Below are 18,500 nucleotides of genomic sequence, written 5' to 3' on the forward strand. Positions count from 1 at the left end.
AGCCGGGTGAGCGGCTCTCAGTCCGCCGCGGGGGTGGCGAGGGGGGTGGCGGGCGGCACGGGCGGTGTGGTTCCGGCCTCGGAGGCCACGCGGTGCTCGGCGAGCACGCCCGTCCTGTGCCGCTGGATGAACCAGTAGTAGGCGAAGCCACCACCGGCGATGATCCCGACGAAGAGGACAGCGCCCCACTGCAGGTACCAGTGGAACGGGGCGGCCGCGTTGTAGACCGCGGCGCGCGGCCAGATCAGGTTGAGGGTCATGCCCGCGCCCCAGAGCACGGCGAGGATGTTCACGGGCAGGCCCCAGCGGCCCAGCGAGAACCGGCCGTCCCCGGCGGGCTGCCACGTGCCGCGCAGCCGCGCCACCAGCATCGGCACGGTGACGCCCAGATAGGCCAGGTAGATCATGATGATGCCGATGCTGGTCACCACGGTGAAGATCTGCGGCTGACGGATGTTGACCACCAGGATCGCCAGCGCCAGCACCCCGATGATCACGGTCGGCAGGACCGGTGTCTGGAAACGCGGGTGGATCTTGGCGAGCTTCGAGGAGGCGGGCAGGTTGTTGTCCCGGGCCATGGCGAAGGTCAGCCGGATGGCGGCGGTGTGCACGGCCAGGGCGCACACGGTGACCGCGATCAGGACGCACCACAGCATCGCCTTGCCGGCCGTCGGGCCGAGCACATTGAGCACCACGTACTGCAGACCGTCCGTGGACAACTGTTCGCCCTTCAGGCTGGAGACGCTCATCAGCGCCAGCAGCAGGATCAGACCGCCGAGGACGAACGAGGCGACGATCGCCCGGATGATCGCGCGCGGGGCGTTCCGGGTCGGGTCCAGGGACTCCTCACCCAGCGAGGCGGCCGTGTCGAAGCCGTACATGACGTACGCCGACGCCAGCGATGCCACGAGGAACGCGCCCAGATAGCCGTTGCCGTAGCTCGCGCCGGTGCCGTTGGTCTCCAGGACCACCTGCGGGCCGCGGGTGATGTGGACGGCGAACAGAACGATCAGCACGACGGTGGCGATCAGCTCGATGAACACGCCCGCCGTGTTGATCCGCGCCATCAGCTTGACGCCGAAGGCGTTCACCAGGGTGGTGAACAGGATCAGCACCGCGGCCAGGATGACCGCGTTGGTCGCCACGTCGTACTTGCCGGTGCCGTCCCCGACGATCTGGAACACGTCGGAGATCTGCGGCAGCGTCAGCTGGTAGGCCAGCGCGACCGCCGCGATCGACACGATGGAGGCGGTCAGCATCATCCAGCCGGCGAGCCAGCCCAGATGCGGATTGCCAATCTTCTTGGACCAGTTGTAGACCGAGCCCGCGACCGGGTAGCGGGCCGCCAGCTCGGCGAAACAGAGCGCGACCATGAACTGGCCGACGAACACCATCGGCCACGACCACCAGTAGGCCGGGCCGCCGCTGGCGAAGCCGAAGTAGAACAGCTGGAAGGTACCGGTCAGGATCGAGATGTAGCTGATCCCGGCGGCGAAGGTGTGGAAGTTGCCCAGGGTGCGTTTGAGCTCGGGTTTGTAGCCGAACTCGGTGAGTTCGGTGTCATCGGACGTCTTCTTCGATCCGGTGGGTTGCTCGATGGTCGTCATGAGCGGACTCCTGGTGAGCCTTGGGGAGGGGAGGGGGAGTGGCTCTGCGGGTGCCGAGAACGACGGACTAGGCGAACCAACCCTGCGGGGCCGGGGCGGTGTTGCGCCAGATGTGCTTCGCCTCGCGGTACTCGGCGAGCCCCGCCGGCCCCAGCTCACGGCCGAAGCCGGACTGCTTGTAACCGCCCCACTCGGCCTGCGGCACATACGGGTGGTAGTCGTTGATCCACACCGTGCCCATCCGCAGCCGGGCCGCCATCCGCTGGGCCTTGGCCTCGTCGGTCGTCCACACGGCACCGGCCAGGCCGTAGATGGTGTCGTTGGCCAGCCGCACGGCCTCGTCCTCGGTGCTGAACCGTTCCACTGTCAGCACGGGCCCGAACGACTCGTCCTGGACCACGGACATCGTGCCCGCGCACTCGTCCAGGACGGTCGGCAGATAGTAGAACCCCTTGTCGTACGCCTCGCCGCTCGGCCGCTCGCCGCCGCAGCGCAGCACCGCGCCCTCGGCGATGCCGCGGGCGACGTACTCCTCGACCTTTGCGCGGTGGGCGGCGGAGATGAGCGGGCCGGTCTGCGCCCGCTCGTCGAAGGGCCCACCGAGCCGGATCTCCCGCGCCCGGCGGACGACCTCGTCGACGAACCGGTCGTGCAGCGAGTCGTCCACCAGCAGACGGGCGCCCGCCGAGCAGACCTGCCCCGAGTGCAGGAAGACGGCGGTCAGCGCCATGTCGACGGCCGTGTCGAAGTCGGCGTCGGCGAAGACGATGTTCGGGTTCTTGCCGCCGAGCTCCAGGGCGACCTTCTTCACGCTCGCGGCGGCGTTGGCCATCAGCCGACGGCCGGTCTGGAGGCCACCGGTGAAGGAGACCAGGTCCACGTCCGGGTGGTCGGAGAGCGGGGCGCCCGCCTCGGGCCCGGCGCCCAGGACGAGGTTGGCCACGCCCTCCGGCACCCCGGCCTCCGCCAGCAGCCTCATCAGATGGATCGCGGTGTGCGGGGTCAGCTCGCTCGGCTTCAGCACGAACGTGTTGCCGGCCGCGAGCGCCGGGGCGACCTTCCAGGCCGTCTGGAGCAGGGGGTAGTTCCAGGGGGTGATCAGCGCGCAGACCCCGACCGGCTCGTAGACGACCCGGCTGTCGACGCCCGGCTGCCCGGTGTCGACGACACGGCCGGTCTCAGCGGTGGCCGCACGCCCGAAGTAGCGGAAGCAGTTCGCGATGTCGTCGATGTCGTACTCGCTCTCCACCAGCCGCTTGCCGGTGTCGAGGGACTCGGCGCGGGCGAGCGCGTCCTTGTCGCGTACGAGGAGGTCCGCCACCCGCAGCAGCAGATCACCGCGGTCGGCGGGCGAGGTGGTGGGCCACGGGCCCTCGTCGAAGGCGCGCCGCGCGGCGGCGATGGCCTCCACGGTGTCCTTGGCGCCGGCCTCGTCGACGACCGCGACCAGGCTGCCGTCGGCGGGGCAGCGGATCTCACGCGTCCGGCCGTCGAGCGCGGATCGCCATGCTCCACCGATGAAAAGTTCGGGCATGTCTCTCGTTCCTCCTGGTCAGCGCCGTACGGCAGGCGCCCTCGCGGCAGAGCGCCTAACCGGAAGAGTGAGTTCTATGCCCAAGAGGGGGTCAAATGTGACAGTCGACACGCCTGGTCAAAGCACTGACTGCGCCTGGCGAGAGGTCACAGGAGGAGGCGGCCGTCTCGCCGCCCGGAGGCCGGCGGGCCCCTTTCGGGAGGCGCCGGAGGGGCGGGCCCTTTCGGGACCGCCCGGAGGAGGCGGGCCCTTTCGGCAAGGGTCCGCCCCGGCTGTCCTACGGGTGCGACAGTTGCCCGGCGCCACCCCGACGGCGTATGCGCTCCTGCGTGCGCTCCGCGGCCCGCGCCTCACGACGGGCGCGCCGCCGCTCCCGGCGCAGAGAGCGCGCGGTGCTGCTGGGGGCGGAGACCACCCCGTTGCGCTGGTTCCACACCTGGCGGGTCACCCAGACGTCCAGGACGCCCCAGGTCGCCGCGATCGTGCTCGCCACGCTGCTCAGCACCATGGGGAACGCCAGCCAGGAACCCGCGAGGGTGCACAGAAGCGCCACCATCGCCTGCAGCAGCGTCACCGCGATGATGAGGACCGCACGCACCGCCGCCGTCCGCACCGGATCGGGCAGCCGCCGCCTGCGCGCCGGCTCCTCGATCCACAACGGCCGGTAATACATCCGCTCTTCGTCGCCACGCGCGGAGAGCCCCCGTTCTTCCACCGCGACGCCGACCCCCGTCAGGAGGCCGCGATCCGGTGTTCGCGCGCTCCGCGCCGCCACCTCGGGCGTCGCCGCTCCGTCCCCGGACGCTGCGCGCCGCTCCGCCGTGCCCATCAACTCGTCACTCCCCACCGCCGGTGGACCAACAGATCCGGATCCGTGGACCCGGCCCCCCACTGGTGCCCGACTTCCTCTGGTTTACGCCGCCTGAGAGCGGCCTGCGGGATCTGTGGCCGATTCCGCCCTCAATTCCCGTACAGAAAGACGATCGACGAGCGTCGAAGATTCCCGCGGAACGAAAAAATCCGGCCAACCGGCAGACTTCCCCGACGGGATGTCATTGGTTCAACTGCCGGACCGGGGGCGGCAATCTCCCCCAATGAACGGACAACTCCCCCTGTCCGGTTCGCCCCTGGTGCCGCGGGAGCCAGGCCGGCTCTTCGAGATACGTGCGAGTCGGTAGTAGGCTCACGCCGTTTGTTGACGCACATGTGTGCCCCCGGGCCTGGCGGGGGTCGAGCTGGGGGAGGCCATGCGCTTTCGCGGGAAATCGATCCGCCGGAAGATCGTGGCGCTGTTGCTCGTGCCCTTGGTGGCCCTGACGGGTGTCTGGACGTTCGCCACGGTGCTGACGGGTCGTGAGGCGAGCGAACTCTTCAGGGTGGCGGACATCGTCGAGGAGATCGGCTTCCCCACCGAGGACACCATCCGTGTGCTCCAGCAGGAACGCCGCCAGACCCTCGTCTACCTCGCCGACCCACGGTCCTCCGGGGCCGTCACGGCACTCGACCGCAGCAGGGCCGCCACGGACAAGGCCGTCGAGGAGTTCCGGGAACACGCCCGTGACGCCGAACTGCGGGACGAGATGGGCGAGGCCACCTCGCTGCGGCTGACGACGATCCTGGACGCCCTCGACACCCTGCCCTCCCTGCGGACGACCGTCGAGAGCGGCACCGTCACCGTCACCCAGGCCCTCGGCCACTACAACGAACTCGTCGACCCCTGCTTCACCCTGCTGTCCAACCTGCCCGCGCTCGACAGCGTGGAGATGGACAAGCAGGGCCGCGCCCTGGTCAACGTCGGCCGCGCCCGCGAACTCCTCTCCCGCGAGGACGCCCTGCTCAGCTCGGTGCTCGTCGCGGACCGCATCACCAAGGACGAGATCCGCGACTTCTCCGACCTCGTCGCCCAGCGCACCCTGATGTACGACATCAGCCTGCCGCAGCTGCCCACCGCCGACCGCGACCGCTTCGCCGACTACTGGAACAACGCCAGTACCGCGCCCCTGCGTTCGGTCGAACAGGCCGTCATCGCCTCCGACCCCGGCAAGCCCAGCACGTTCACCGCCAAGAGCTGGGACACCTCGGTCGAGCCGGTGCTCGCCGACCTCCGCGACCTCAGCATCGAGGCGGGCGACCGTTACCAGGACCGGGTCCGCCCGCTGGCCACCGACGTCATCCTGAAGGCCGCGATCGCCGGTGTCCTCGGCCTCTTCGCCCTGCTCTTCTCGCTCTTCATGTCCGTCCGCATCGGCCGCGTCCTCATCCGCGACCTGCGCCGGCTCCGCCAGGAGGCCCACGAGACCGCCGGAGTGCGGCTGCCCAGCGTGATGCGCCGACTCGCCGCGGGCGAACAGGTCGACGTGGAGACCGAGGTGCCACACCTGGAGTACGACAAGAACGAGATCGGCGAGGTCAGCCAGGCCCTCAACACCCTCCAGCGGGCGGCGGTCGAGGCCGCCGTGAAGCAGTCCGAACTCCGCAGCGGCATCTCCGAGGTCTTCGTCAACCTCGCCCGCCGCAGCCAGGTCCTGCTGCACAAGCAACTCACCCTCCTCGACACCATGGAACGCCGGACCGAGGACACCGACGAACTCGCCGACCTGTTCCGCCTGGACCACCTGACGACCCGTATGCGCCGCCACGCGGAGGGCCTGGTCATCCTCTCGGGCGCCGCCCCCTCCCGGCAGTGGCGCAAGCCCATCCAGCTCATGGACGTCGTCCGCGCGGCCGTCGCCGAGGTCGAGGACTACGAGCGGATAGAGGTCCGCCGGCTGCCCAGGGTCGCCGTCACCGGTCCCGCGGTCGCCGACCTCACCCACCTGGTGGCCGAACTGCTGGAGAACGCCACGGTGTTCTCGCCCCCGCACACCGCCGTGCAGGTGCACGGCGAGCGGGTCGCCAACGGCTTCACGCTGGAGATCCACGACCGAGGCCTCGGCATGTCGGCCGAGGCGCTCCTGGACGCCAACCTCAAGCTCGCCGAGACCCCCGACTTCGAACTCTCCGACACCGACCGGCTCGGTCTCTTCGTGGTCAGCCGGCTCGCCCAGCGGCAGAAGGTCCGCGTCTCCCTCCAGCCCTCCCCGTACGGCGGCACCACGGCCGTGGTGTTCATCCCCGACGCCCTGCTCACCGACGACGTCCCCGACACCAACGGCATCGGCTTCCGCCTCGACCGCGCCCACCCCACCCGCGAGGCCGAGCTGGAGGAAGAGCGCAACGCGGCGCTCTCCCAGGTCCCGGTCCGCCTCCCCGGGCTCACCGCGGGCATCCTGGACGGCCCCGTGGAACTGGAGGCACCGGTCGACCTGGAGCCCCTGGGCGGGTTCCCGGGCACCCTCGGCGACGAGGAGGCCGAGCAGGGCGGGCTGTTCCGGCCCCGCCGCTCCCTGACCGGCGTCACCGACGAACAACGGCAGCCGGAGCGCGACGGCGAAGGACGGCAGGCACCGCTCACCGACCCCGACCCGACCCTCGGCCCCGTGCCGCTGCCGCAGCGCCGGACCCCGCATCTCGTCAGCTCGCACGGCCGTTCGGTGACAGGGGCCAGGGCCAGGCACCCGGAGGACGAGCCCGGCCAGGGCCGCACAGCGGGCCCCGAGGGGACCGCCGACAGCCGGCCGCTCACCGCCCTGCCCCCCGGCGGGTACGACGGCCCCGCGCTGCCCCAGCGCCGCCGTACGACCTCATCGGGCGGCCCGGCCCCGACGTCGTCGCCGTACGGCGTGGGTGAGCCGACCCCGCGCGCGGGCACGACGACCGACCAGGCAGAATCAGCTCCGAGCCCGCTGCCGCGTCGCGTCCGACAGGCCAGTCTGGCACCGCAGTTGAAGGAGGGCCCCGACCGGCGTACCGAACGTGAGGGGTCCCGCCCCGAGCGGCACCAGGAGCCGGCCGAACGCGACGCCGACGAGGTACGCAGCCGTATGGCCTCGCTCCAACGGGGTTGGCAGCGTGGCCGCGAGGAGAACGCCGGGGGCGACGACGCCCAGGGCGTCTCAGCACCACGAGGAACGACTAAGGGGGACGGTCGATGACCGCACCGAAGGCCGAGAGGACCGCGACCGGTACGTCCGGGGAGCTGAACTGGCTCCTGGACGACCTGGTGGAGCGTGTCGCCAGCATCCGCAAGGCGCTCGTGCTCTCCAGCGACGGACTGCCCACGGGCGTCTCCAAGGACCTGACCAGAGAGGACAGCGAGCACCTGGCCGCCGTCTCCTCCGGATTCCACAGCCTCGCCAAGGGCGTCGGCCGCCACTTCGAGGCAGGCAGCGTCCGGCAGACCGTCGTCGAGCTCGACGAGGCCTTCCTCTTCGTCACGGCCGCCGGTGACGGCAGCTGCCTCGCCGTCCTCGCCGACTCCGACGCGGACATCGGCCAGGTCGCCTACGAGATGACCCTCCTGGTCAAGCGGGTCGGCGTACATCTGGGATCCGCCCCGCGCACCGATGTGTCCCAGGGCGGGTAGTGGGATGGCATGAGCCGAGACGGTCAGGGAAGAAGCCACTGGTTCGACGACGAGGCCGGACCAGTGGTGCGTCCGTACGCGATGACACGCGGCCGGACCAATCACGCGATCCAGCACCGCCTCGACCTGATCGCCGTGGTCGTCACGGAACCGCACGTCGACGACCCGGAGGAGGACCACTCCCTCTCCCCTGAGCACGTCCGTATCGTCGAGCTCTGCCGCGACACCCCTCAGTCGGTGGCCGAACTGGCCGCCGACCTGGACCTCCCCGTCGGGGTGGTCCGCGTCCTCGTCGGAGACCTCGTGGACGAGGAACTCGTCCACGTGACCCGCCCCGTACCGCCTGCCGAGCTGGTGGACGAGAGCATCCTGCGCGACGTCATCAACGGCCTCCGGGCGCTCTGAGCGACACGAAGACCGAGCGAACACGTGAGAGACAAACCCATCCAGCAGGAGAAAGACCGATGATCCTCGGGCGTACTGAGCGCGGCACACCCCCGGTAGAGCCCGTCACGCTGAAGATCCTCGTGGCCGGCGGCTTCGGCGTGGGCAAGACCACCTGCGTCGGCGCGGTCAGCGAGATCAAGCCACTGCGCACCGAGGAGGTGCTCACCGAGGCGGGCCGCCCGGTCGACGACACCAGCGGTGTGGAGAACAAGACGACGACCACCGTCGCCATGGACTTCGGCCGCATCACCCTGCGCGAAGACCTCGTCCTGTACCTTTTCGGCACCCCCGGGCAGGACCGGTTCTGGTTCCTCTGGGACGAACTCGCCTCCGGCGCCCTCGGAGCCGTCGTTCTTGTCGACACACGCCGCCTGGAGGACTGCTTCGCCGCCGTCGACTACTTCGAGCGGCGCTCCATACCCTTCGTGATCGGCGTCAACTGCTTCGACGACGCAGCGCGTTACCCGGCCGAGACGGTACGCCAGGCCCTCGACCTCGACCCCGACGTGCCGGTCGTCCTGTGCGACGCCCGACAGCGGGACTCGGTCAAGGACGTCCTCGTCGCCGTCGTCCGGCACGCGATGGCCCACGCGTCGGGGCACCGCCAGACCGTCACCACCTGAGGCACGGCCCGTACCCCCGCCGACAGGGGTACGAACCGTGGCTTCATGGGCACGCGCGCGTGCCGGCCCCGTTCGACGCCGCCGCTGACGGCGACGCCGCCGTACGCGCGTGCCGTCAGTCGGCGTCGTCCTCATGCCAGCCGAGGCTCTTCTCCACCGCCTTGCGCCAGTTGTGGTACTCGCGGTCACGCACGGAGGCCTCCATGGCGGGCGTCCACTCGACGTCCTTCTGCCAGTGCGACTTCAGCTCGTCCAGGTCGTTCCACACCCCGGTCGCGAGACCGGCGGCGTACGCGGCCCCCAGGCAGGTCGTCTCGGAGACCCGAGGCCGGATCACCGGCACGCCCAGGACGTCCGCCTGGTGCTGCATCAGCAGGTTGTTCTTGGTCATACCACCGTCGACCTTGAGCGTCGTGATGGTCACCCCCGAGTCCTGGAACATGGCGTCCACCACCTCCCGCGTCTGCCAGCTCGTCGCCTCCAGCACCGCGCGCGCGAGATGCGCCTTTGTGACGTACCTCGTCAGCCCGGTCACGACGCCCCGCGCGTCCGAGCGCCAGTAGGGGGCGAACAGGCCCGAGAACGCGGGCACGATGTACGCGCCGCCGTTGTCGTCGACGCTCGCCGCCAGCGGCTCGATCTCGTCGGCGGTACGGATGATGCCGAGCTGGTCACGGAACCACTGCACCAGGGCGCCCGTGATCGCGATCGACCCCTCCAGGCAGTACACCGGAGCCTCGCCGCCGATCTTGTACCCCATGGTGGTGAGCAGCCCGTTCTTCGACGGCACGGGCCGGTTCCCGGTGTTGAGCAGCAGGAAGCTTCCGGTGCCGTAGGTGTTCTTCGCCGTGCCCACGTCGTAGCAGGCCTGGCCGAACACCGCCGCCTGCTGGTCGCCGAGGGCCGAGGCGACGGGAACGCCGGCGAGGGGGCCCACGGCGGTGCCGTACACCTCGGCGGAGGACCTGATCTCCGGCAGGATCGCCTCCGGGACGTTCATCGCGGAGAGGATCGAGGCGTCCCACTGGAGGGTCTCCAGGTTCATCAGCATGGTGCGTCCGGCGTTGGTGACATCGGTGACGTGCCGGCCGCCGTCCGTTCCGCCGGTGAGGTTCCAGATCAGCCAGGAGTCGATCGTGCCGAAGGCTATCTCGCCGCGCTCGGCACGCGTGCGCAGGCCGGGCACGTTGTCGAGCAGCCAGGCGGCCTTCGGGCCGGAGAAGTAGCTGGCCAGGGGCAGACCGGTCTGCTCACGGAAGCGATCCTGCCCGTCCGTGCCGCCGAGTTCGTTGCACAGTGCCGAGGTACGGGTGTCCTGCCAGACGATCGCGTTGTGCACGGGCTTGCCCGTGGCCCGATCCCACAGGACCGTCGTCTCCCGCTGGTTGGTGATGCCGAGCGCGCTGATCTGCTCCGCCCGCAGGCCTGCCTTCGCGATGGCCCCGGCGACGACCGCCTGCACCTTCGACCAGATCTCCGTGGCGTCGTGCTCCACCCACCCCGGCTTGGGGAAGATCTGGCGGTGCTCCCGCTGGTCGACGGCGACGATGGCGCCGCCCTGGTCGAAGATGATGCAACGGCTCGAAGTGGTGCCCTGATCGATGGCGGCGACGTACTTCTGGGCGTTGTCCGGCATGACATCCCCTCACGTCTTGCGTCGATTCACGTGCTACGGCGGTGCGTCAGAAGGCCGCGTTGTAGATGAGGCCCGCGAGGACCCCGCCGGCCAGGGGGCCGACGACCGGGACCCAGGCGTAACCCCAGTCCGAGGTGCCCTTGTTGGGGATCGGCAGAAAGGTGTGCACGATGCGCGGGCCGAGGTCACGGGCCGGGTTGATGGCGTAGCCGGTGGGTCCGCCCAGGGAGAGGCCGATGCCGACGACCAGGAACGCCACCAGCAGGATCGAGATGCCGGAACCGTAGATCCCGGCCTCCTCGCCGGGGATCTGGCCGATACCGATGCCCGTGTTCCGGCCGAAGGCGAGGATCGGCAGCACCAGGGCGATCGTCGCGATGATCTCCGTGATCAGGTTGGCGACCGGGTTACGGACCTCCGGGATGGTGGAGAAGATCCCGAGGGTCGGCGTCGGCTCGTCCGCCGTGCCCTCCGTGGTGCCCTCCCTGCGGACGTTCGCCTGGAACTGTGCGAGATAGACGAGATAGGCGAGCACGGCGCCGAGCATCGCACCGACCATCTGGCCGAGCAGATACACCCACACCTTGTCCCAGGTCTCCGTGTCGACCGCGATCCCGAGGGTCACCGCCGGGTTGAGGTGGCCACCCGACAGGGGAGCGGCGGTGTAGGCGCCTGCCAGCACCGCGAAGCCCCAGCCGAACGCGATGACGATCCAGCCCGACGCCCTCGCCTTCGAGAACCTGAGAGTGACGGCGGCGCACACACCGGCGCCGAAGAGAATCAGGATCGCCGTACCGATGACCTCACCGACGAATATGTCTCCGTTGCTCATGGCGGCTCCTTGGCCCCGGCCCGGAGCGATCGGCCCCGGACCTCCGTGACGAGCGTGCCGTCGCGGCCGCATCGCCCGTGGGGGATGGCCCGTTGCAGGCGGGGAGCCCGAGCGGCGCGGTGCACAAAGACGCCCGAATCCGGCGATGCCGACCGACACCGGAAGTGTTCACCGGCACCCAGGGGGCGTCAAGGACAAGCACAACAACGGTTGAAGGCGCCTACCAGGCGCACAGGTCGGCGCGAACAGCACGCCCCCCACGGCGACCGCGCCCAGCGCCGCAGGGGATCACGCAAGCACGAGCACCGAAGCCCCCTCACCCAGCCGTGATCACCCAACCGTGAGCACCGAAGCGCTCTCACCGAACCGCGATCACCGCGGACCCGTGCCCGAACAGGCCCTGGTTGGCGCTGACCCCCACCCGCGCCCCCTCGACCTGCCGATCGGTCGCCTCGCCCCGCAACTGCCGGACCAGCTCGCACACCTGGGCGATCGCCTGCGCCGGAACCGCCTCCCCGAACGAGGCCAGCCCTCCACTGGAGTTCACCGGTATCCGTCCGCCCAGCGCCGTCACACCGTCCCGCAACAGCTTCGCGGCCTCGCCTTCGCCGCACAGCCCCAGATCCTCGTACCACTGCAACTCCAGCGCGGTGGACAGGTCGTAGACCTCGGCGAACGAGAGATCCTCGGGCCCGACCCCCGCCTCCTCGTACGCCGCCCGCGCGATCGACGCCCGGAACGTCTCGTCCGGTGGCGGCACCGCGACCGACGAGTCCGTGGCGATGTCCGGCAGATCCAGCACCGTGTTGGGGTAGCGGGGCGTGACCGTGGACACCGCCCGTATCCGCACCGGCTCGGCCACCCCGTGCCGCCGCGCGAAATCCATGCTGGACAGCACGAGCGCCGCACCCCCGTCCGAGGTCGCACAGATGTCGAGCAGCCGCAGCGGATCGGCGACCACGGCCGAGGCCGCGACCTCCTCGGCGGTGACCCGCTTGCGATAGCGCGCGTACGGATTGAGCGCCCCCATCGCGGAGTTCTTCACCTTGACCCGCGCGAAGTCCTCCGGTGTGTCCCCGTGCACCGCCATCCGTCGCCGCGCGTACAGCCCGAAGTACGTCGGATTGGTGGCCCCGAGGACCCGGAACCGCAACCAGTCCGGATCGTCCGCCCGATCCCCGCCCGCCGGCCGGAAGAACCCCTTCGGAGCCGAGTCCGCACCCACCACCAGCACCACGTCCGCGAGACCGGCGAGGATCTGGGCCCGCGCGGTGCCCACCGCCTGCGCCCCGGACGCACAGGCCGCGTACACGCTCGTGACCCGGGCCCCCTGCCAGCCCAGCGCCCTCGCGAAGGTCGCTCCCGCCACATAGCCCGGATAACCACCTCGCACCGTGTCCGCGCCGACGACCGAGCCGACGTCCCGCCAGTCGAGCCCCGCGTCGGCCAGCGCCGCACGCGCGGCCACCGTCCCGTACTCGACGAAACTCCTGCCCCACTTGCCCCACGGGTGCATGCCCGCGCCCAGCACGGCCACCTCGCCCGTCATGCGGCCACCCCCGTCGGCCGCCACTGCCACGTCGTCCAGACCGTCTCCGCGTCCTCGTTCAGGACCCCGGGGACGACCTCCACCTCCATGCCCACCGCGAGATCGGCGACGGTGACCCCGGGAACCGCCTGACCCAGCACCACCAGGCGTTCCTCGGCCAGTTCCACAGCGATCAACGCGTACGGCTCCCACGGAAGTTCCGGATCGGAAACGTAGGGCGACGGAGGCCGGTACCGGCCGTCCGTGTACGACCACACCCGGCCCCGTCGCGACAGCGGGACCTCGCGCAGCTCGCCGCCCGGACACCCCGGATTGCGACAGAAGACGTCCTCACGGGGGAAGAACACCGAGGCGCACGCCGAACAGCGCGTGCCGAGGAGCCGGAACCCCTCGCCCTCCCCGGTGAACCAGCCCGCGACCACAGGTGTGCGACTCCGCGACAAGGTCCCTCCCGGCGAAACGGATCTGATGGGCCGTCAGGAGTCTGGCACGGGCATCCCGAATTGGGCAGGCCCCGGGAGAACCAACGAGCCCCGCCCGGCGTCGGAGTATCGGGAGGGCCGGCCGGGGCCCACGGGGGTGGTTCCGGCCGGCCTTCACCCATACCGACGGGCCCGCCGTGTGGCGCATTGAGCCGCCCCGACGAGACGACCAGCAGATGATCGGATACAGTCCGCCGCGTGTCCGCGAATCAACACCCACCCGCCAACTTCGCACCCGACTCGCATTGTTCGAGCTGCGGAGCGCCCTACGGAGAGGGCGTGTCCGGCTGGCCCCGCACCTGCGAGGCCTGCCACACAGTGGCCTACCGCAATCCGCTCCCCGTAGCGGTGGCCCTCCAGCCCGTGTACGACACCAAGGGCACCGCCCTCGTGGTGATCACACGGACCATCGCCCCCGCGCGCGGGGGCACCGCCCTGCCCGGCGGCTTCATCGACCACCGGGAGGACTGGCGGCACGCCGTCGTCCGTGAACTCAAGGAGGAGACGGGCATCTGCGTGGCCGACCGCGACGTACGCCTCGCCGACGCCATGAGCTCGCCCGCCGGTCATCTCCTGCTCTTCGGGCTCCTCCCGGAGCGCCCGGCCGCGGGCCTCCCGACGCCCGTCGCCACCGACGAGACGGAGGGCTGGCACCTGCTGCGCAGGCCCACCGAACTCGCCTTCCCCCTGCACACCCTGGCCGTCCAGGCGTTCTTCGACGGCCGCTACATCTGAGCCGAAGCCACCCCCGAGCCGTACCCGGGCTCACTCCCGGTCGAGCCCGCGTACCCGCACGGGATACCCAGGCTCGACCGGACCCTCGTCCCCCTCCCGCTCCACGACCAGCCGCGGCCCCTCCCAACGCGCCGTGTACCGCTCGACCTCCGGCTCGTCCCAGCCGTCGCCCGCGTCCGGCACCACGAGCCCGCCCCCCGTCCGCCCGCGCGCGGGTGCCCACACCTCCAGCTCCAGGCCGCCGTCGGCGCCCCGGACCGGCATCACGGCACCCGCGCGCGCGAGCACCGGGACACGCGACAGCGGCGCCTCCAGCAGTACCGTCCCCGGCCCCTCGTACGCCCGCCCGGTCACCGTGTCGTACCAACGGCCCCGCGGCAGCTGCACCGCACGCCGGTCCACGTCCGGCTCCAGCACCGGTGCCACCAGCAGACAGTCACCGAGGAGAAACGCGTCCTCGCAGTCGCGCAGCGTCCGGTCCTCGGGCGCACCCCACCACAACGGGCGCACATAGGGCGCCCCCGTACGACGCGCCAGATGGGCCAGCGTCATGAAGTAGGGCGACAGCCGCCGCCGCTCGACGAGCGCCACGCGCGCGTGCTCGACGGTCTCGTCCCCGAACTCCCACGGCTCCCGCCGCCCCGCCCGCAGACTCGCGTGCGTACGGAACAGCGGCAGATACGCGCCGAGCTGGAACCACCGCAGATACAGCTCCGGCGACGGACTCCCGTCGAACCCGCCCACGTCCGGCCCCGAGTACGGCACCCCGCACAGCCCCAGCCCCATCACCAGCGAGAGCGACGCCCGCAGCCCCGGCCAGCCCGTCGCCACATCCCCGGACCACGTCCCGCCGTAGCGCTGCATACCGGCCCACCCGGAGCGCGAGAAGACGAACGGCCGCTCCTCGGGCACCAGCTCACGCAACCCCTCGTACCCGGCGCGGGCCATGCAGAGCGCGTACACGTTGTGCGCCTCGCGGTGATCACCACCCCGGCCCTCCAGATCGTGCCGGGCCGACCGGGGCAGCGTGTTCTCCCCGAACGCCGTGAACGACGTCGGCTCGTTCATGTCGTGCCAGAACCCCGCGAAGCCCCGTGCCAGGCGCTCCTCGTAGAGACCACCCCACCACGCGCGCGTACGCGCGCGCGTGAAGTCCGGAAAGACCGACGCCCCGGGCCACACCAGCCCCTCCACCACCTTCCCGCCGGCATCCCGGACGAACGCGTCCTCGGCCGTCCCGCTGTCGTACACCGCGTCGCCCGGCCGCGCGCCGACCGCCGCGTCGACGATCGACACCAGCCGGATCCCCTCCCGCCGCAACTCGTCGGCGAGCACCGACAGCTTCGGGAAGTTCTCAGTGTCGACCGTGAAGACCCGATGGGAGTCGTAGTGGTCGATGTCCAGATGGACCGCGTCGAGCGGCAGACCGTGCTCCCGGTAGCCCGCGACGATCCGCCGCACCTCCTGCTCGCTGCCGAAGCCCCAGCGCGCGTGATGATGGCCCAGCGCCCACGCGGGCGGCAGCGCCGGAGCCCCTGTCAGAGCGGCCCAGGCATGCAGCACGCGCGCGGGGGTGCCCACCATCACCCAACAGCGCAGGGGCCCGCCGTCCATCCGCAGCTCGGACGACCCGGCCCGGTCGTGCCCGGAGCCGGCGCCCTCCTCACCCTCGCGCAGCGTCACCGTGCCGTCCCACGTGGTGTCGTGGAACACCAGATGTGTGGCCGCGTCCGCCACCACCATCTGCACCGGCATCGTGATGTACAGCGGATCGTCACCCGGCGCGAACGCATGGCCGGGGTCCGTGTTCCACAGCCGATACGTCCCGTCCCGCAGCCGAGGACCCGACGCCCGCCCGCCCAGACCGAAGAACCGCGCGTCGGCCGACACCTCCGAGCGCTGGACCCACCGCGCCTCACCCCCAGCCACCGGCTCCCACCACCGGGGCGGCAGATCACGCCGCACGACCACCCCACCGGGCGTACGCACCTCCACGGCACCGTGCCGCGACACGACGACCGTCACGCGCTCGGCCACGACCCGCCAGGCGCCGTCCTTGTCCGGCTCCAGCACGACCCGTGGATCCGGCTCCGGACACCGGCCCGCCAGCGCGTACGACGGCTCCGGCCCGGCCCCGTCCCAGCCCCAGAAGAGCGCGCCGTGCACATCGACGGTGATCCGCAGCTCGGACCTGCTGAAGCGGACGATTCCGCCGCCGGGCCCCGGCTCCACCCCCACCACCGGACCCGGCACCCTGGCACGCTCGGCACCCCTCGCCGGCAGAGCGGCGGCGTCGGCACGCCTCCTGCGCCATGCGGCCCGCACGGTGCGCAGCCCCTGAGCCGCCCCCGCCGAACCGATCGCTTTCACCGAACGCACCAGGTCACGACCGTCCATGTGGCTCACCATGCCACTGACCGGCCGAATCGTGTGAACCGTTCAACTTCCGTTCACCCGCGGTGGTGCCACATGTTCACGTCGCGGTCCATCAGCGGCTCACCCTGGTGCGGAAGTCGATCACATGGCATCGTCCGTGTCAGCCGCGTCATGCGCACACCCCCGCTCGTGCGCGCCCGACGCACACCACGCGCACAGTTTCGGGAGCCGCCCCATGACCTCAGCGAACCCCTCACCGCTCTGGCAACCCGACGCGGAACGCATCGCCCGGGCCCGGATCACCGCATTCCAGTCCTGGGCGGCGGCACACCACGGAGCCCCCGCCGAGGGCGGCTACCCGGCCCTGCACCGCTGGTCGGTCGACGAGCTCGAAACGTTCTGGAAGGCCGTCACCGAGTGGTTCGACGTACGGTTCTCCACCCCCTACACGCGCGTGCTCGGCGATCGCACCATGCCCGGCGCCGAATGGTTCCCGGGCGCCACCCTCAACTACGCCGAACACGCCCTCCGCGCGACCGACGCCCGCGCCGAGGAACCGGCCCTGCTCCATGTCGACGAAACCCACGAACCACGGCCGGTGACATGGTCCGAGCTGCGCCGCCAGGTCGGCTCCCTCTCCGCCGAACTGCGCGCCCTCGGCGTACGCCCTGGCGACCGCGTCAGCGGCTACCTCCCGAACATCCCGCAGGCCGTCGTCGCCCTCCTCGCCACGGCCGCCGTGGGCGGCGTCTGGACCTCCTGCGCCCCGGACTTCGGCGCCCGCAGCGTCCTGGACCGCTTCCAGCAGGTCGAACCCGTCGTCCTGTTCACCGTCGACGGCTACCGCTACGGCGGCAAGGAACACGACCGCCGCGACGTCGTCGCCGAACTCCGCCGCGAACTGCCCACCCTGCGCGCCGTGGTCCACATCCCCCTCCTCGGCACCGAAGCCCCCGAGGGCGCCCTGGAGTGGTCCGCCCTGACCTCCGCGGACGTGACCCCGACCTTCGAACAGGTCCCGTTCGACCACCCCCTGTGGGTGCTCTACTCCTCCGGTACCACCGGACTCCCCAAAGCCCTCGTGCAGTCCCAGGGCGGCATCCTCGTCGAACACCTCAAACAGCTCGGCCTGCACTGCGACCTCGGCCCCGAGGACCGCTTCTTCTGGTACACCTCCACCGGCTGGATGATGTGGAACTTCCTCGTCTCCGGCCTCCTCACCGGCACCACCGTCGTCCTGTACGACGGCAGCCCCGGCCACCCCGACACCGGCGCCCAGTGGCGCGTGGCGGAACGCACCGGCGCCACCCTCTTCGGCACCTCCGCCGCCTACGTCATGGCCTGCCGCAAAGCCGGCGTCCACCCGGGCCGCGACCACGACCTCTCCCGCGTCAAGTGCGTCGGCACCACCGGATCCCCGCTCCCGCCCGACGGCTTCCGCTGGCTCCACGACGAGGTCCGCGAGGACCTGTGGATCGCCTCCGTCAGCGGCGGCACCGACGTGTGCTCCTGCTTCGCGGGAGCCGTCCCGACCCTCCCGGTCCACATCGGCGAACTCCAGGCCCCCGGCCTCGGCACCGACCTCCAGTCCTGGGACCCCAGCGGCAAACCCCTCGTCGACGAGGTCGGCGAACTGGTCGTCACCAACCCCATGCCGTCCATGCCGATCCACTTCTGGAACGACCCCGACGGCACCCGCTACCACGACAGCTACTTCGACACCTACCCCGGCGTCTGGCGCCACGGCGACTGGATCACTCTCACCTCCCGAGGCTCCGTCGTGATCCACGGCCGCTCCGACTCCACGCTCAACCGCCAAGGCGTCCGCATGGGTTCGGCCGACATCTACGAAGCCGTCGAACGCCTCCCCGAGATCAAGGAGTCCCTCGTCATCGGTGTCGAACAGCCCGACGGCGGCTATTGGATGCCCCTGTTCGTCCAACTCGCCCCAGGAGCAACCCTCGACGAGGCTCTCCTCACCCGCATCAAGCGGACCATCCGCGAACAGCTCTCACCCCGCCACGTCCCCGACGAGGTCATCGAAGTCCCCGGTGTCCCGCACACCCTCACCGGCAAACGCATCGAGGTCCCCGTCAAACGACTCCTCCAGGGCACCCCCCTGGAAAAGGCCGTCAACCCCGGCTCCGTCGACAACCTCGACCTCCTGCGCTTCTACGAGAACCTGGCCCGCGAGCGAGCCTGATCCCCCGCATG

The 18,500-nt window shown here is 70.8% G+C and carries 14 protein-coding genes; 6 read left to right on the plus strand and 8 right to left on the minus strand.

What is annotated here, in order from left to right:
- Positions 1-17: 17 nt before the first annotated feature.
- The 3 genes from K1J60_RS37400 to K1J60_RS37410 form a co-directional block, all read right to left on the minus strand.
- Positions 18-1,607 carry an APC family permease gene (locus tag K1J60_RS37400; RefSeq protein WP_220650077.1) on the minus strand — a complete coding sequence of 530 codons (1,590 nt, stop codon included), beginning with the start codon at positions 1,605-1,607 and terminating at the stop codon, positions 18-20.
- Between the two features lie 67 nt (positions 1,608-1,674).
- A complete protein-coding gene (locus K1J60_RS37405; protein WP_220650078.1) occupies positions 1,675-3,141 on the minus strand; it encodes an aldehyde dehydrogenase family protein in 1,467 nt (488 codons plus the stop codon).
- A gap of 277 nt (positions 3,142-3,418) precedes the next feature.
- On the minus strand, positions 3,419-3,970 hold the full coding sequence (locus K1J60_RS37410; protein ID WP_220650079.1) for a hypothetical protein: 552 nt from the start codon (positions 3,968-3,970) through the stop codon (positions 3,419-3,421).
- A gap of 418 nt (positions 3,971-4,388) precedes the next feature.
- On the opposite strand from K1J60_RS37410, the gene K1J60_RS37415 reads away from it, so the two are divergent.
- From K1J60_RS37415 to K1J60_RS37430, 4 genes are read left to right on the plus strand one after another with little or no spacing between them, the layout of a single operon-like run.
- Complete coding sequence (locus K1J60_RS37415; RefSeq protein WP_220650080.1) at positions 4,389-7,175, plus strand: sensor histidine kinase; 2,787 nt, start codon at positions 4,389-4,391, stop codon at positions 7,173-7,175.
- Positions 7,172-7,606: a roadblock/LC7 domain-containing protein gene (locus tag K1J60_RS37420; RefSeq protein ID WP_086802489.1), complete on the plus strand. Its 435-nt coding sequence runs from the start codon at positions 7,172-7,174 to the stop codon at positions 7,604-7,606. The genes K1J60_RS37415 and K1J60_RS37420 overlap by 4 nt, the downstream gene beginning before the upstream one ends.
- Before the next feature lie 9 nt (positions 7,607-7,615).
- Entirely contained in the window at positions 7,616-8,011 is a 396-nt protein-coding gene (locus tag K1J60_RS37425) for a DUF742 domain-containing protein (RefSeq protein WP_005485618.1), read from the plus strand.
- 59 nt (positions 8,012-8,070) lie between these two features.
- Complete coding sequence (locus K1J60_RS37430) at positions 8,071-8,676, plus strand: GTP-binding protein (protein WP_220650081.1); 606 nt, start codon at positions 8,071-8,073, stop codon at positions 8,674-8,676.
- A 115-nt stretch (positions 8,677-8,791) separates the two neighbouring features.
- Here K1J60_RS37430 and glpK read toward each other — a convergent pair whose 3' ends face one another.
- The 4 genes from glpK to K1J60_RS37450 all read right to left on the minus strand — a co-directional run bounded on the left by glpK (position 8,792) and on the right by K1J60_RS37450 (position 13,115).
- On the minus strand, positions 8,792-10,312 hold the full coding sequence (glpK, locus tag K1J60_RS37435; RefSeq protein WP_220650082.1) for a glycerol kinase GlpK: 1,521 nt from the start codon (positions 10,310-10,312) through the stop codon (positions 8,792-8,794).
- Between the two features lie 46 nt (positions 10,313-10,358).
- Positions 10,359-11,144, minus strand: coding sequence for an MIP/aquaporin family protein (locus K1J60_RS37440; protein WP_220650083.1), 786 nt, complete (start codon positions 11,142-11,144; stop codon positions 10,359-10,361).
- Between the two features lie 358 nt (positions 11,145-11,502).
- Positions 11,503-12,693, minus strand: a complete 1,191-nt coding sequence (locus tag K1J60_RS37445; RefSeq protein WP_220650084.1) for a lipid-transfer protein — start codon at positions 12,691-12,693, stop codon at positions 11,503-11,505.
- Positions 12,690-13,115 (minus strand): Zn-ribbon domain-containing OB-fold protein, encoded by a 426-nt coding sequence (locus K1J60_RS37450; protein WP_220651875.1) that lies wholly within the window; start codon positions 13,113-13,115, stop codon positions 12,690-12,692. Before K1J60_RS37450 ends, K1J60_RS37445 begins: the two co-directional genes overlap by 4 nt.
- A gap of 258 nt (positions 13,116-13,373) precedes the next feature.
- On the opposite strand from K1J60_RS37450, the gene K1J60_RS37455 reads away from it, so the two are divergent.
- Positions 13,374-13,910, plus strand: a complete 537-nt coding sequence (locus K1J60_RS37455) for an NUDIX domain-containing protein (RefSeq protein ID WP_220650085.1) — start codon at positions 13,374-13,376, stop codon at positions 13,908-13,910.
- Between the two features lie 30 nt (positions 13,911-13,940).
- On the opposite strand, the gene K1J60_RS37460 is transcribed toward K1J60_RS37455, so the two are convergent.
- Positions 13,941-16,307 (minus strand): glycoside hydrolase family 31 protein, encoded by a 2,367-nt coding sequence (locus K1J60_RS37460; protein ID WP_220650086.1) that lies wholly within the window; start codon positions 16,305-16,307, stop codon positions 13,941-13,943.
- A 214-nt stretch (positions 16,308-16,521) separates the two neighbouring features.
- Between K1J60_RS37460 and K1J60_RS37465 the strand changes: the two genes are divergently transcribed.
- Positions 16,522-18,489 carry an acetoacetate--CoA ligase gene (locus K1J60_RS37465; RefSeq protein ID WP_220650087.1) on the plus strand — a complete coding sequence of 656 codons (1,968 nt, stop codon included), beginning with the start codon at positions 16,522-16,524 and terminating at the stop codon, positions 18,487-18,489.
- Positions 18,490-18,500 lie beyond the last annotated feature (11 nt).

It is taken from the genome of Streptomyces akebiae (genome assembly GCF_019599145.1).
GTDB lineage: Bacteria > Actinomycetota > Actinomycetes > Streptomycetales > Streptomycetaceae > Streptomyces > Streptomyces akebiae.